The sequence below is a fragment of the Bradyrhizobium sp. USDA 3256 genome, from assembly GCF_054058275.1.
In genome coordinates, this window is record NZ_JBSSAE010000002.1 from 817,012 (window position 1) to 831,032 (window position 14,021).

The 14,021-nt window shown below is 62.1% G+C and carries 12 protein-coding genes and 2 pseudogenes; 9 read left to right on the forward strand and 5 right to left on the reverse strand.

The window, feature by feature from the left end:
* Positions 1 to 113: 113 nt before the first annotated feature.
* The 3 genes from ACVWY5_RS05495 to ACVWY5_RS05505 all read left to right on the forward strand — a co-directional run bounded on the left by ACVWY5_RS05495 (position 114) and on the right by ACVWY5_RS05505 (position 3,823).
* Positions 114 to 1,121, forward strand: a complete 1,008-nt coding sequence (locus ACVWY5_RS05495; RefSeq protein WP_028336624.1) for a polyprenyl synthetase family protein — start codon at positions 114 to 116, stop codon at positions 1,119 to 1,121.
* Positions 1,122 to 1,367: 246 nt separating this feature from the next.
* Positions 1,368 to 2,924 (forward strand): hypothetical protein, encoded by a 1,557-nt coding sequence (locus ACVWY5_RS05500; protein ID WP_028336623.1) that lies wholly within the window; start codon positions 1,368 to 1,370, stop codon positions 2,922 to 2,924.
* Positions 2,921 to 3,823 carry a terpene synthase family protein gene (locus tag ACVWY5_RS05505; RefSeq protein ID WP_028336622.1) on the forward strand — a complete coding sequence of 301 codons (903 nt, stop codon included), beginning with the start codon at positions 2,921 to 2,923 and terminating at the stop codon, positions 3,821 to 3,823. The genes ACVWY5_RS05500 and ACVWY5_RS05505 overlap by 4 nt, the downstream gene beginning before the upstream one ends.
* A gap of 1,368 nt (positions 3,824 to 5,191) precedes the next feature.
* On the opposite strand, the gene ACVWY5_RS05510 is transcribed toward ACVWY5_RS05505, so the two are convergent.
* The gene (locus tag ACVWY5_RS05510) at positions 5,192 to 5,602 is read right to left on the reverse strand and encodes a globin domain-containing protein (RefSeq protein WP_028336621.1); all 411 of its coding nucleotides are present in this window, start codon (positions 5,600 to 5,602) and stop codon (positions 5,192 to 5,194) included.
* Between the two features lie 221 nt (positions 5,603 to 5,823).
* Positions 5,824 to 6,884 (reverse strand): annotated as a pseudogene (locus tag ACVWY5_RS05515) (IS630 family transposase).
* 416 nt (positions 6,885 to 7,300) lie between these two features.
* On the opposite strand from ACVWY5_RS05515, the gene ACVWY5_RS05520 reads away from it, so the two are divergent.
* Both ACVWY5_RS05520 and ACVWY5_RS05525 read left to right on the forward strand, forming a co-directional pair.
* A complete protein-coding gene (locus ACVWY5_RS05520) occupies positions 7,301 to 7,963 on the forward strand; it encodes a nucleotide-binding protein (RefSeq protein WP_028336618.1) in 663 nt (220 codons plus the stop codon).
* Positions 7,932 to 8,894, forward strand: a complete 963-nt coding sequence (locus ACVWY5_RS05525) for a hypothetical protein (protein WP_321177041.1) — start codon at positions 7,932 to 7,934, stop codon at positions 8,892 to 8,894. Before ACVWY5_RS05520 ends, ACVWY5_RS05525 begins: the two co-directional genes overlap by 32 nt.
* 158 nt (positions 8,895 to 9,052) lie before the next feature.
* Here ACVWY5_RS05525 and ACVWY5_RS05530 read toward each other — a convergent pair whose 3' ends face one another.
* The gene (locus ACVWY5_RS05530) at positions 9,053 to 9,301 is read right to left on the reverse strand and encodes a hypothetical protein (protein WP_028336616.1); all 249 of its coding nucleotides are present in this window, start codon (positions 9,299 to 9,301) and stop codon (positions 9,053 to 9,055) included.
* Between the two features lie 187 nt (positions 9,302 to 9,488).
* Positions 9,489 to 9,800, reverse strand: coding sequence for an IS66 family insertion sequence element accessory protein TnpB (gene tnpB / locus ACVWY5_RS05535; protein ID WP_456671648.1), 312 nt, complete (start codon positions 9,798 to 9,800; stop codon positions 9,489 to 9,491).
* A gap of 135 nt (positions 9,801 to 9,935) precedes the next feature.
* Here tnpB (ACVWY5_RS05535) and tnpA point away from each other — a divergent pair, with 135 nt between their 5' ends.
* From tnpA to ACVWY5_RS05555, 4 genes and pseudogenes are all read left to right on the forward strand, one after another.
* On the forward strand, positions 9,936 to 10,334 hold the full coding sequence (tnpA, locus tag ACVWY5_RS05540; protein WP_028338270.1) for an IS66-like element accessory protein TnpA: 399 nt from the start codon (positions 9,936 to 9,938) through the stop codon (positions 10,332 to 10,334).
* Complete coding sequence (tnpB, locus tag ACVWY5_RS05545) at positions 10,331 to 10,678, forward strand: IS66 family insertion sequence element accessory protein TnpB (RefSeq protein ID WP_028338269.1); 348 nt, start codon at positions 10,331 to 10,333, stop codon at positions 10,676 to 10,678. Before tnpA ends, tnpB (ACVWY5_RS05545) begins: the two co-directional genes overlap by 4 nt.
* Before the next feature lie 94 nt (positions 10,679 to 10,772).
* Positions 10,773 to 12,308 (forward strand): IS66 family transposase, encoded by a 1,536-nt coding sequence (gene tnpC / locus ACVWY5_RS05550; protein ID WP_431017467.1) that lies wholly within the window; start codon positions 10,773 to 10,775, stop codon positions 12,306 to 12,308.
* 483 nt (positions 12,309 to 12,791) lie between these two features.
* Positions 12,792 to 13,309, forward strand: a pseudogene (locus tag ACVWY5_RS05555) (transposase); the annotation flags it as partial.
* Positions 13,310 to 13,366: 57 nt separating this feature from the next.
* On the opposite strand, the gene ACVWY5_RS05560 reads toward ACVWY5_RS05555, so the two are convergent.
* The gene (locus ACVWY5_RS05560) at positions 13,367 to 14,005 is read right to left on the reverse strand and encodes a GNAT family N-acetyltransferase (protein ID WP_321177225.1); all 639 of its coding nucleotides are present in this window, start codon (positions 14,003 to 14,005) and stop codon (positions 13,367 to 13,369) included.
* Positions 14,006 to 14,021: the final 16 nt, after the last annotated feature.

The window sequence follows — 14,021 nt, forward strand, 5'->3', positions numbered from 1 at the left end:
CGGCGCCGGCGACGCGCCGCATTGCTGCACGCGGTACGCGCGCTCCATGCGACGCCGGCAACACGGTGGCGGCTCGCCGCTCGCCATGGCCGTCTCCTGTCAGGTACGAGGACATGAACAACAAGCAGATCGGTTCTACGCGACACGACGAGCGAACTGGCGTTTCCGCGATTGGTGGTTTGGGCGCGCAGGCGCGCGGCACATCCGGCAGGCTGCTGCCGGAGATCTGGATGCAGGACAGCGCAAATCGGGTCGAACAGGCGCTGGCGCGACTTCTCTGCGCCGAAGACGACGGTGAGACAGAGCTTATGGCGGCGATGCGCTACGCCACCTTGCAAGGCGGCAAGCGGACCCGCGCCTTGCTCTGTCTGGCTGCCGGCGCACTGGCCGACACGCCGGCGCACATCCTCGATGACGTCGGCGCCGCCATCGAGATGATGCACGCCTGTACCCTGGTCCACGACGACCTGCCGGCGATGGACGACGACGTGCTTCGCCGCGGCCTTCCGACCGTGCACGTCAAGTTCGGCGAAGCCACTGCGATCCTGGTCGGCGATGCGCTGCAAGCGCACGCCTTTCTGACTCTGGCGAGCCTGGATGCGCCAGGCGACAAGCGTATCGCGCTCGTGCGCGAACTGGCGCAGGCGGTGTCCGCCGAGGGCGCCGCAGGCGGGCAGGCCATGGATCTGTCGCTGGTTGGAAAGCACGTCGAGCTGGACAGGATCGTGGCGATGCACCGGATGAAGAGCGGAGCGCTCGTGCGCGCGTCCGTTCGCATGGGGGCGCTATGCGCCATAGCGGAGGATACCGCGCACGCTGCACTGTACGGTGCGCTCGATCGCTACAGCGCCTGTTTCGGGCTGGCGTTGCAGGTGATCGACGACATTCTCGACGCGACAGCGGATGCCGCGACGCTGGGCAAGACCCCCGGCAAGGACGCAGCGGCGCAGAAGCCGACCTGCGCGTCGATCATGGGGCTGCAGGCAGCGCGCCAGTTCGTGCCGGATCTGTTGCGCGACGCCGCAGAGGCCATCGCCCCGCTTGGGCCGCGTGCGGAACGCTTGGCCCAGCTCCTGCAGCGGGCCAACGCGCATCTGCTCAAGCACGCGCCATGCGCATGAGCGCTCCCGTCCGCAGGAGCCGCAACTGTGCCGGAGTCCGCGGCGCCGATCGCAGCGGTTGCCCAGCACGGCTGCGGCGCACTGCGCGCAAGCCTATGCGGCGGACCGGCGCCAGCATCGGGGCGCTTAGCCGGCGGAGCAGGGCGGCCGTCCGGCGCTGCCCATGCGACGGGCCTGCGGCGGGCGACGTGCGCGGTCCTGGCCGATCCTGGTCCTCGTCAACCCTCTGCAGAAGGAACATCCCGCGTGAACGCGCTGTCCGAACAGATCCTTTCCGAATTGCGCCACCTGCTGAGCGAGATGAGCGATGGTGATGGCGGCAGCATCGGTCCGTCCATCTACGACACGGCGCGAACTCTGCAGTTCCACCGTAACGTCACCGGTCGGCAGGACGCATACGCCTGGCTCATCGCACAGCAAGAGGCCGATGGCGGATGGGGAAGCGCGGACTTCCCGCTGTTCCGCCACGCGCCCACGTGGGCGGCTTTGCTGGCATTGCGACGTGCTGATGCTCTTCCCGGCGCTGCAGACGCAGTTAAGGCTGCAACCCGCTTCCTCCAGCGCCAGCCCGATCCCTACGCGCATGCGGTGCCGGAAGACGCGCCGATCGGCGCGGAGCTGATCCTGCCGCAGTTTTGTGGCGAGGCCTCATCCTTGCTGGGCGGCGTGGCGTTTCCGCGCCACCCGGCGCTGTTACCGTTGCGGCAAGCGTGCCTGGTCAAGCTGGGGGCGGTGGTGATGTTGCCGAGCGGCCATCCGTTGCTGCACTCCTGGGAAGCCTGGGGGACGTCACCGACCACCACATGCCCTGATGACGACGGCAGCATCGGCATCAGTCCGGCGGCGACCGCCGCGTGGCGTGCGCGCGCCTTGACACAGGAGAGCACGCCGCAGATCCGGCACGCCGACGCGTATCTGCAGGCGGCGTCGCGAGCGACGCGCAGCGGCATCGAAGGTCTCGTTCCCAACGTCTGGCCGATCAATGTGTTCGAGCCATGTTGGTCGCTGTACACCCTGCATCTAGCCGAGCTGTTCGCGCATCCCGCGCTCGCCGAGGCGGTGCGCGTGATCGTCGCGCAGCTCGACGCCCGCCTGGGCGTGCGCGGTCTGGGCCCGGCCTTGCACTTCGCTGCCGATGCGGACGACACTGCCGTTGCGTTGTGCGTCCTGCGCCTTGCAGGCCGCGACCCGGCGATCGATGCGTTGCGCCATTTCGAGATCGGCGAGCTGTTCGTCACCTTCCCTGGCGAGCGCAATGCCTCAGTGTCGACCAACATCCATGCCCTGCATGCGTTGCAACTGTTGGGAAAGCCCGGCGCCGGCACCCGCGCCTACGTCGAGGCCAATCGCAACCCGCACGGTCTATGGGACAACGAAAAATGGCACGTTTCGTGGCTGTACCCCACCGCGCATGCGGTCGCTGCGCTGGCGCAAGGCAAGCCCCAGTGGCGCGACGAGCGCGCACTGGCGGCGCTGCTGCAGGCGCAGCGCGACGATGGCGGCTGGGGCGCCGGTCGCGCGTCCACATTCGAGGAAACCGCCTATGCGCTGTTCGCGTTGCACGTGATGGACGGGAGCGAAGACCCGACAGGGCGCCGGCGCATCGCGCAGGCGGTGGCGCGTGCGCTGGAGTGGATGCTCGCCCGCCATGCGGTGCATGCATTGCCGCAGACGCCGCTGTGGATCGGCAAGGAACTGTATTGCCCCACCCGGGTCGTGCGCGTGGCCGAACTCGCCGGGTTGTGGCTGGCGCTTCGTTGGGGGCGGCGCGTCCAGGCCGAGGGAGCAGGAGCGGCGCCATGATCCAGGCCGAACGCGCGCTGCAGCAGGTGCTGGAGTGGGGGCGTTCCCTGACCGCCTTCGCCGACGAGCATGCCGTGGAAGCGGTCAGGGGGGGCCAGTACATCCTGCAGCGCATCCAGTCGAGCCTGCGCGACACCAGCGCCCGCACCGGCCGCGATCCGCAGGACGAAACGCTAATCGTGGCGTTCTATCGCGAATTGGCGCTGTTGTTCTGGCTCGACGATTGCAACGACCTTGGCCTGATCGCGCCGGAGCAGCTCGCCGCGGTAGAGCAGGCGCTCGGGCAGGGCGTGCCATGCGCGCTCCCCGGATTCGAGGGCTGCACTGTGCTGCGCGCTTCGCTGGCCGCGCTCGCCTACGATCCTCGCGACTATGCTCAGCTTCTCGACGATACCCGGTGCTACTGCGCGGCGCTGCGCGCGGGACAAGCGCAGGCGGCAGGGGCGGAACGCTGGTCCTACGCCGAGTACCTGCACAACGGCATCGATTCGATCGCCTACGCGAACGTGTTCTGTTGCCTGTCGTTGCTGTGGGGGCTGGACATGGCGAGTTTGCGCGCGCGTCCGGCGTTTCGCCAGCTCCTGCGGCTCATCTCCGCGATAGGGCGCTTGCAGAACGATCTGCATGGATGCGACAAGGACAGGTCGGCCGGCGAGGCCGACAACGCAGCGATCCTGCTGCTGCAGCGCTATCCGGCTATGCCTGTGATGGAGTTCCTCAACGACGAGCTGGCCGGCCATACGCGCATGCTGCACCGGGTGATGGCGGAAGAACGCTTTCCCGCGCCGTGGGGACCGTTGATCGAGGCCATGGCGGCTATCCGCGCGCACTACTACCAGACCTCGACCAGCCGCTACCGCAGCGACGCTCCGTGGGGAGGCCAGCGTGCACCGGCCTGAACGCGCGGGAGGCAGCGGCGTGCGCGCGCTGCCGTCGGTCCGATCCGACGCAACATCCTCGCCCGATGCGACGAATGGAGGGAGCATGAGCGACATCGCCCCAAGCCGGCGCGAGGACGACCGTCCGGACTTCGTGCTGGATCGGCGAACGGCGCCGGGCACGGTCGCCGCTGCAAGACGCGAGCTGTCATATTAGAGACGACGGCGCCAATTCTGGCTCGGCCTCGATGCTCACCAGCAGGCTTGGATTGTCTCGAGGGCAGTTTGCGAGGGCGAAGATGGAGTCCTTCAATCGAGCTTATAAGAGGCCTGAAAGAACGTACCCAGTGCTCCTTGCTGTACTTTGCAAATGGCGAGTGAGCGATGCAGCCGTTGCGTGACAGCCTATAGAGTGGCCGCGCCATCGGTCCACATGGCCCGATAGCGGGCGCCGAGGTTGATAGTTTGGTGAGGAAGTAGGACAAGCACGCTTTACCTGGACTCCGCCGCCACCATAGCCGCGTTAGAGGCAAGCAGGGTGTCTCTGAATTGGTGCGAGGAGGACGCAAAGCCGTACAGCGGCAGCGGTTTCGCCGGATCTATGGCGATATCTTCGCAAGATTCTCGACGTTTCCTTCCTTGCCGGGCCTCACGCGCATATCGCGCTCGAACGCCTCGCAGCCGAGGCGCTGATTACGCAGGAGTTTGCGACGGCGCTCAAATACGCCGATCGACTCATTCGAGTTTCACCTCCACCAGCAGCTCACTGCTTCGTTCTCCGCGCCGAAGCCGCTTGGAGGCTTGGACGTAGCGAAGCTGCGCTGTCCGATCTTGCGCGGGCCTTCTTGTCGATCCTTACGATGTCGGCGCCAACCGCCGGATGCTGGCGTGGGCTGCCGACGAACGGCGACTGGCCGCAGCCAGTAGAACGGCAAAGGCCTATGCACAAGCAGGTGGCCCGGTCGAAAGATCATGCTGGGTGACTGGCCCACATGTTCCCTGACACTGCCGCCAATTTCACAAATCCCTTATAATCGTACCCTCGATGCCAACGCTCGCATCCCTGCACATAATACAAATAATGGGCGACCGTCTGTGGCGGCGCGAACCATCGTTACCGATCGTCATCGCCGGGGCGACCTGCGGCGATGATCGCCTGATGCCAGAGCCCAATGCCAGAGCCATATCTTCGTCACGGGCACGATGGCTGCGGACGAACTGGGCGATGTCCCGAGACCGCATAATCCGGGCTGGATTCTCACCGATTTTGAGCAGCCCATCTTCGGCCAAACGAACGGCTGCGTATTGAAGCGCGACATTTTACGAAAGTCGATCGCGATGCGCCCCAACTGCGGTCTCTCAGCACCACAGCGAAACTTGCGTGACGCTCTATGTTTTCGCGGCTGACCGCAGCATCTCGGTCTGGGCCGTGGCGTAAAGTGTTCGCCAAGCCTCCTGCAGCTCCTGGGTGAATGAGGCGCCTAACTTGCGCTCAAGGCTCCACATCAACGCCTCGCCCATTGCGACATAGTGCGATAGCTGAACGCCAAGTCTGGCGTGCTTATGACCTGAAAGCGTGATCAGCGATTGGAATATCGGTCTCTCGTCGAGTGAGGCGACCAGGGCCGTGATCATATCCAGCACCTTCATCCGCCGCCGCTCGATGTCTCCGGCGAACATGTCTTTTGCATCGGGATCTAGTTCGACGAACCGGCTGTAACACAGGTCAGCGATGTCGCGACGGATCGGCCACATCGCGTCGAATGATATCCCTATGAGGTCGACCTGCTCGGGCGTCATTGGTCAGACAAGCAGCCTCGTAAAGAATGGCGCTGTGATTTCAGTGACCGACAGCGCCTTCTCATCAGAAGTGACGATGGTGCCAAATTCGTGGTCGCGGTTCCGGCAGTGTCAAAGGTGCTGGACTGGATTGATGCCATGTGAAATCTCACTCTCGTGACCGTACATCCTTACGTCGTTCCTAAAAACGATCTAGATCAATGATTGCTAATCACGTGAGTCTAAAGTTCGCCACATAAGGTCTGCTGGGCTTTGTGACAGAAGCGTTTGACAGATGCCAAACTCTGATCTGCGGACTTGATCCACTTGGAGGACTTCGGGTTTCTGTTGTGCAGGTCGATGAAGGTATAGCTGTCGGCCTCGAGCTGCCTGACGGTGGTGTAAACGCCTCGCTGGATCTGCTTTCGGGTGAGTTCGGCGAACCAAGGCTCGACCTGATTGTCCATGATGCGGCAGTCGGCGTAAAGTGGACATGATAATGCGGCCGGCGGGCGAGCCACGCCTTGATCTTGGGCGTCTTGTGGGTGGAGTAGTTATCCATGACGATATGGCCATCGAACCCTTCAGGAACTTGAGCATCGATCTTTTTTAGAGACTTCAAGAACTCGTTGCCGTGCTGCTTGTAGCATTTGCCGATGACGAACCCCCAGGCGACGTCGAGCGCGGCAGACAGCGATGTCGTACCATGCCGGAAATAGCTGTGCGTGCGACGCTCTGGCCCGCCAGGCATCATCGGCGAGACCGGCTGCTCGCGATCGAGTGCCAGAACCTGGCTTTTCTCATCGATGCTGAGGACAAGGGCTCGGTTTGGCGGGGATAGGTAAAGGCCGGCGATATCGCGCACCTTGTCGACGAACAGCGGATCGCTCGACAGCTTGAATGTCTGGCTACGGTGCGGCTGCAAGCCGAACGCCGCCCACATGCGGCGGATCGGGGTAGGGGAAAAGCCGGTTTCCGCAGCCATGGAGCGGATCGACCAGGGCGTCGCGTCGGCCGGCGTCAGCCGCAACGTCCGCTCGATCACGGCCGCAACCTGATCGTCGTTGATGGTGCGAGGGCGACCAGGGCTGGCCTCGTCAAGCAGACCAGCACAGCGATCCTTCAAAAATCGGCGACGCCACTTGCCAACGGTGTGTTCATGGAAACCGAGTTCAGCAGCCACGGACTTGCTAAGGCAGGCCGTCCGCACGCCGCAGGATCGCGCGACATCGCTCAGATAGCGACCGGGCAACACGATGACGAAGAACTTGCTCTCCAAGTACGTCCGCTCCTGCTGCCACAAGCGCTCTCCTTCAGAGGTCCGAGCGTCCTGTTATGTGACGAACTTGCATTCCAGATGACTAGCTTGAGAGAGGAGCAACGCGCGTCTAGGATTCTAGCTCTCCGTGTGATCTAACGCTTCCGTTCTGGCGAAGATCAATCCCAGCAGGGCTTTTTTCATTCTCTAAACCCAGCCTCGTATCGACTTTCCTAGCGGACCAAGATTGCCATGTGACCATCTTCTCCATCAATTCCCAAGGTTGGTAGTTGACTGAGACCTAAGCAGCCGTTGGGCAACGCATAACGCGGTTTGGTTGTGAGTTCCACGCTCGCTCTTGATGCGATTCACGATGGGGAGTGGTAGGTCACCGATTGGTAGTTTCAGTTTTTTAGACGACTCATGCGTTTCATGTCGTTGTCATCCGGGAAGCGCAGGATATGTATGTCCTTGCTCTGGTCACCCAAAAAGGCGGTAGCGGCAAGAGCACGCTGGCGGTCGGAGTTGCAGTCGCAGCGATGGGAAACGGGGAGCGCGTCGCAATTGTCGAGGCGGATGCACAAGGCACGATTTCAAAATGGAAAGAGCGGCGCGGCCACCCCTATCCGCGGGTCGTTCGGATTTCCGATCCCGCTGCAATAGAAGGGGCTCTCGTTAGCCTTGAAGCTGAGGGAACCTGGCTTACGGTCATCGATACCGCGGCCACGAACAATGCACTGGCCATGCTCGCCATCGCGAAGGCCGATCTTTGCCTGATCCCGGTGCGTCCGAGTCTGGCCGATATCGAAGCTGTGATACCGACGCTGATTGCTATTCGTAGGCTCAACCGCCGATTCGCTTTCGTCCTCAATCAGACGCCACCACGGGGCTGCCGCTTGAGTGAAGCTGCAACGTCGCTCAATTCGCTCGGGGTGCTTGCGCTTCCCTATGTCGGACAGCGCAATGACCACCAGGATGCGCTTGGGGCAGGATTGGGCGTGACCGAGCTTGCAGAAGAGGGAAGAGCCTCGGAGGAAGTTCGTGAGCTGTGGCGCTGGGTCTTGAAAAAGCTTGTCGAGGGGTCGTTAGATCATGAGTCACACGCAAAAACGGCGCCGTGCTAGCCATAAGCGCTGTGTGCGACGCTCGCTGGTGGAGCTTACCGCGGCGGCGAGCCGAGCCGTTGACGATGGCCTGTTTGTGTTGTCCAGTGGGATTGCTGTTTCCAATCCGCGATCGGAGCACACAGGTGAGAAGACGTCTGATCAAACAATGCTTGCGAGGCAAGTGACGGCTCCGAATCCCGTTGCGGTGCTTGAATCTCGGAATGCGGCGGCGCCGCGCAAGGACGAACTCCTAGATTCCGACACTACCACCGAGATGATGGTGAGGATTGCCAACCTCGTGGAAGCACGGGTGGGAAGCAGAGCGGCGTCGAAAGACATCGGCGGTTCCGGTCTTGAAGGCAGTTTTTTGACCATTCTCAGAGAAGCCGCAACGGAGTTCCGCGCGGATGCGGCCGAGTTGATCGTGCAGAAGGAACCAACCGACAGCGCGGGGCAGCCGCAACTGCGATACATGCGGCGGCTCACTGACGAGGCGGTCAGATTGCTGGACGATCTTCAGAGCGGCAAGCTGGAGAATCAGGCGAACTTTATCCTGAGCGAATGCTTCAGAGAAGCCGCCAGCGCATTCTCTATGATCAATCAGCAGCTCAAGCGCGACGGTTATGCCGCGAGCATTGATCCATCAATTTTCATCTGGCTTGCCAATATCACTGAACCGGAGACGCGCGACACCGGGACCATGCGGCTTGAGATCGTACCCAACCACCGAGGTCGTCCGAGCGCATACGCGCGCCAAGTCGCTCAATTCATCTGGCACCTTGTCGAGGGGCAAGGCTGCCGGCGACAAACCGCACATCGAGCCGCGCTCACGAAGTTCACCATAAGCGCGAGTTTCGCCGAGACCGCCTATGCCTTTTGGGAGCCGATCTTCAAACGGGCGGGGCCGCACGTGAAGATGCTGACCCGCATTTCAGATCCAGAAATGTAAAGCTAAGCAGCGTGGGCATTTGGCGTCCCGATTTGACTGAGGCGAGGCCCCTGAGAGGACTGCCCGGCACCTTCGTCCGAGCTTTGGACGCACGCGATCGGCCCCTGATGACCGCCGCAGCCCTCTCCTGTGCCGCGTCCAGGACGCCTTGCGCGATCTCACACGTCTTCGCGCGGCAAATGATATTGATCTGGCCGCAGCTTCTCGGACTTCGCTCCGAACTTCTCTCGGCGTACTTCTCCGAGAATGACCTCCAACCGGCGCCGCGCTTCTTCCGACGTTGCCAGCGCCGCTTGATGTTCGCTCAATGCTGCCTGCGCTAAAAGTGCCTTCAGGCGTTCATTCTCGTCGCGAAGCGTCGCGGTGCTCATGCGCCATGTCGAGCACATCTGCGCCGACGGCGCCATGCCCAACTCGGCACAGAGTCATTCTGCCGCACTTATAGAGCGATCTGTGGACGCCGCGCTTCCTCCGGGCAGACCAACCGCCAATCCAGGCCCTCAAACAGCGCGGCAAACATCGCCGGCGATGTCCGCATCACGCCTTCCGCAATCTTTGGCCACACGAACTTGCAACCCTCGAGGCGTTCATGCGCTAGGCCGTTCGATCCCACACTAGAATCCTGAGCCGGTTCGCCCGTTTCGACCGGAACACGAAGGCTGCACCGCTGAACGGATCGAGACCAAGCATCTCCTGCACCTTCGCAGCAAGCCCATCGTGCCGCAGCGGAAGTCGGCGGGCCACGTCGCGATGTAAATCTTCGGTTCGGAACCGGGGACAATCATCGTGACGCCCGCACCGCGGATCAATCGAGACAGATGCTCCCCATCTATCGCCGCGTCCGTCCGCACGACGAGGCCGCCAATCGCAATCTCGAGCTTGACTGCCGGAGCGTTCCGCCGACACCGGTCGCAACTGATTGGAGGGTGATAAGCCTGATCAATCCGATGCTCCGTACGCATCCGACGGGCGCCGTCTTGTCTGAGGCGCTGTAATTGGCCAAGCGTGTAACCTTAAGTCTAGCTTTAAGGTCATCAGGCGATGCGGGTCGAGGTTTTAGGCGGGCTGGAGCGGCGGCGGCGCTGGTCGCAGGATGACAAGGCGCGGATTGTCGAGGAGACATTGGCGCCGGGCGCAAAGGTCACTGCGGTTGCGCGTCGCAACGGCGTAGCGGCCAGCCTGGTGTTCACCTGGCGTCGACAAGCGCGGACATCCGAGCAGGCCGTACCATCTTTTGTGCCGGTGCAGATCGCCGCTACGGAAGCGGAGGAGACTCCGAAGCTCTTATCTGCGGGTGATGGCCGAGGGCGGTCTGTGGCAGCAGCCGCGCGTATTGGTTTGATCGAGATCGACCTTGGCAACCGGCGACGCATCCGAGTGGACGCGCACGTCGATCCGGAAGCGCTGGCGCGGGTCCTCGAGGTACTTGAGCGCCGATGATTGCCATACCGGGTAATGTGCGGGTGTGGCTTGCGACCGGCCACACCGATATGCGCCGCGGCTTTCCAAGCCTTGCGCGGTTGGTCCAGGAGAGCTTGAAGCGTGATCCGCACGCTGGTGATCTCTACGTTTTTAGGGGCCGCCGCGGCGACCTGATCAAAATTATTTGGCATGATGGCCAGGGCGCGTGTCTGTTCACGAAGCGGCTGGAGCGCGGGCGCTTTTTGTGGCCGTTACTGGCGGACGGCGTTGTGACGATCAGCGTTGCGCAGCTATCGTATCTTCTGTCCGGAATTGATTGGCGGATGCCGCAGGCAACCTGGCGTCCACAGGCTTCCGGTTAAATCGAGCGGGATTTTTTGCGACGAATATGGTTGATTCGTCTTCGTGACGACGCCCTCCGATCAGCTTCCCACCGACCTTGCCGCAGCACACGCGATGATCCTTGCGCAGCGCGAGCAGTTGACGCTGGCCAAGAGCGAGGTGACCGTCGGCCGGCTGGAGATCGAGCGACTGAAGCTGATGCTGGCCAAGGCACGGCGAGAGCAGTTCGGGCAATCTTCTGAGCGCGGCAAGCTGCTGGTCGAGCAGCTTGAACTCGCCATCGAGGATCTTGAAGCGACCCAGGCGGAGCAGGAGATCAAGGCCGAGCTTGCAGCGCCGGGAGCCGCCAAACAGCAGCGCGTGCGAAATCCACGGCCGCCGCGACCTCCGTTACCGGACAATCTTCCGATCGAACGCGTCGTCGAACCCGCTCCTTGCGTATGTGGCAAGTGCGGCAGCGAGCGACTGCACAAGCTCGGCGAGGTGGTATCGAAGACCCTGGAATGCGAGCCGCGGCGCTGGAAGATTATCGAGCATGTCCGCGAAAAGTTCTCCTGTCGAGATTGCGAGGCGATCACAGAGGCTCCGGCGCCCTTCCATCCGATCCCGCGAGGCTTTGCCGGGCCGAACCTGCTGGCGATGGTGCTGGTCAACAAGTTCCTGCTGCATCAGCCGTTGAACCGACAGAGCAAGACCTATGCCCGCGAAGGGATCGAGATCGACGTCTCGACCTTGGCGGATCGGGTCGGCGCCTGCGTGGTGGCACTCGATCCCATTATTGAGGCCATCCGGATCCACGTCATGAGCGCGGAACGCATCCACGCCGACGATACGACGGTGCCGGTACTGGCCAAGCTTAAGACGGTTACCGGCCGGATCTGGACCTATGTTCGCGATGACCGGCCGTTTGGCGGCACAGGTCCGCCGGCGGCCCTGTTCTACTACTCACGCAACCGGGCTGGAGAGCACCCGCAAAGCCATCTTGCCGGCTATGTGGGCCTGATGCAGGCCGACGCCTTTGATGGATATAACCAGCTCTACAAGGCGCAAAGGAAGCCAGCTCCGATCCTTGAAGCGGCCTGTTGGAGCCACGGTCGCAGAAAGTTCTTCGACCTGGCGAAATCTGGAGAGGCGCCGATTGCCAGCGAGGCCGTGCGGCGCATCGATATCCTGTTCGAGATCGAGCGCACTATCAACGGCAAAACGCCAGAACAGCGGCTTGCGGTACGTCGAGAGAAGTCCGTGCCGATCGTTGCTGATCTTGAGATCTGGATGCGCCAGCAGCGGACCTTGCTCTCCTCAAACAATGATACCGCAAAGGCGATCAACTACCTGCTTAACCGCTGGGCGGCGTTCACTCGCTTCTTGGACGATGGCCGCGTCTGCCTCTCGAACAATGCTGCCGAACGAGCGTTACGCGGTGTGGCTGTCGGGAGACGAAATTGGACCTTCGCCGGTTCAGATGCTGGCGGCAATCGTGCCGCCGCCGTCTATACCCTGATCGAGACCTGCAAGATGAACAACGTTGATCCGCAAGCCTGGCTCGCTGACATGCTGGCCAGGCTTCCAGATCACCCCGCCAACAGTGTCGCCGACCTACTCCCGTGGAATTGGAAGGCGACCCGACAGTCCAAAGCCGCTGCCGCCTGAGCGCCACGGCTGATCGGCGCGCCTGCCCGGGGTGCTGACCGGATGCGTACGATGCTCCGGGGGGGGGGGGGACTACTTCGCAGTAGGGCACTCCAGAGTGCTTCGGCTACATCAAAGATTGGGTAGAGAAAAAGGTTAGGCGTCATCTGGCGCACGCCCGGAAACGACAGGGCTTCGGCTGGGAACGGTGGAGCGTTAGCTGAACTACCAAGCGATTCCTGGGAATCTAAAACGGCTCGGCATGTTCCGCGCCGAGGTCTGCCGGGCATGGCTGCGCTCGCTTCGTCGACGCAGCCGGCGCTCTCGATGACCTGGGATCGGTTCCAGCATTACGTCGGGCGATACATCCCGAAAGTCCGCGCCTGCCATCCGCATCCCAATCCACGGTACGCGCCATGACCTAAGGCAGGAGCCGTATGCGCTAGCTCCGCAGTACAGATCTGGGCGGGGGGCGCTGGGAAACCAGCGTCCCTACCGCGACCGTACTATCTCTCGACCGTGCTCGATGATTTCTCGCGCTACATCGTTGCTTGGAGGCTTGGCCGCACGATGGCTGCCTCCGACGTCACCGCCAAACTTGACCAGGCACTCCTGGCCTCTGGCCTCCGACCGTGGCACCGTCGCACACCGGCCGAGGCTTCTAAGCGACAATGGCTTGAGTTACGTGGCAGACGATCTGGCCGGTTGGCTCGAAAACAAGGGCATGCAACATGTGCGCGGCTGTGATGACCCCAGACCCAGGGAAAGATCGAGCGCTGGCACCTAACCTTGAAGAACCGCATTCTGCTCGATCATTACTACCTGCCCGGGTGACCTCGAACGGCAGATACGGGCCTTCGTAGAACACTACAATCACGTCAGCTATCATGAGAGCATCGACAACCTCACTTCTGCCGATGTCTACTTCGACAGGGCTGAGGCCATCCTCGCCGACCGAAAAACGCATCAAGCGCAACACCATCGCAAACCGACGCTTGCAGCATCAATTGCGAGCAGCTTAAACTCTAACTCCTGATGAGCCAGAGCCTCCCTTCTCGAAAGGCCCGATCAGTCCCAAATTATGTGACGACAGACAACCAGACTCGTAGTGCGGCTTGGCCTCCGGCAGTTTTAGCAAAGCCAGCATCAGCAAACATCTTCGGTACACCAGTCCATGCGAAGGCGCTAGGAAGTTGCTTGCCAGCCCGGGTTGCCACCGGATATCCCTCGACGACGGCGGCGCCGGAAGCTTTGGCCAACTTTTGCGCTGCGACCAGCAGTCGTGTGGCAAGGCCACGAGCTCTGTACTTCGGGGGAATGTAGAAGCACACGATGGACCAGGTCTTGGCCGGCCGCTCACGCCGGAGCGCGCGGACCGTGGCAAGGCGGGGGAAATCTTCGTACGGTCCAACGCAAACCCACCCGATTGGCGTTGTTTCCTCGAACGCGAGCAGCCCATGAACTTTTCCGGACCGCACCAGCCGGTGGAACTGCGCACGCGCATTGTCACCCCGGATGTCGTCCCAGGTTCGTCCGCCGCGTTCCACTCGCCAGTACATGCACCAGCATCCGCCACAGGCACCTTTGTCGCCAAACAGGGCCGCGATTGCCGGCCAGTCCTTGTCGGTCAAGGGCCGGATGACCAGCTTCTTGAAGCACGATCCGCTCGATTCGGCCTCGCTGTGTACGGCAATTGTCCTTTTCTTTGCCTTTGCCATTAAAGTCATCCTTTGA

Bases quoted from the DNA above. Each gene is read 5' to 3' on its own strand.
- ACVWY5_RS05495 (WP_028336624.1), top strand. From the start codon at position 114: ATGAACAACAAGCAGATCGGTTCTACGCGACACGACGAGCGAACTGGC.
- ACVWY5_RS05505 (WP_028336622.1), top strand. From the start codon at position 2,921: ATGATCCAGGCCGAACGCGCGCTGCAGCAGGTGCTGGAGTGGGGGCGT.
- ACVWY5_RS05510 (WP_028336621.1), bottom strand. From the start codon at position 5,602: ATGACGCCCGAGCAGGTCGACCTCATAGGGATATCATTCGACGCGATG.
- ACVWY5_RS05520 (WP_028336618.1), top strand. From the start codon at position 7,301: ATGTATGTCCTTGCTCTGGTCACCCAAAAAGGCGGTAGCGGCAAGAGC.
- ACVWY5_RS05525 (WP_321177041.1), top strand. From the start codon at position 7,932: ATGAGTCACACGCAAAAACGGCGCCGTGCTAGCCATAAGCGCTGTGTG.
- ACVWY5_RS05530 (WP_028336616.1), bottom strand. From the start codon at position 9,301: ATGGCGCCGTCGGCGCAGATGTGCTCGACATGGCGCATGAGCACCGCG.
- tnpA (WP_028338270.1), top strand. From the start codon at position 9,936: ATGCGGGTCGAGGTTTTAGGCGGGCTGGAGCGGCGGCGGCGCTGGTCG.
- tnpB (WP_028338269.1), top strand. From the start codon at position 10,331: ATGATTGCCATACCGGGTAATGTGCGGGTGTGGCTTGCGACCGGCCAC.
- tnpC (WP_431017467.1), top strand. From the start codon at position 10,773: ATGATCCTTGCGCAGCGCGAGCAGTTGACGCTGGCCAAGAGCGAGGTG.
- ACVWY5_RS05560 (WP_321177225.1), bottom strand. From the start codon at position 14,005: ATGGCAAAGGCAAAGAAAAGGACAATTGCCGTACACAGCGAGGCCGAA.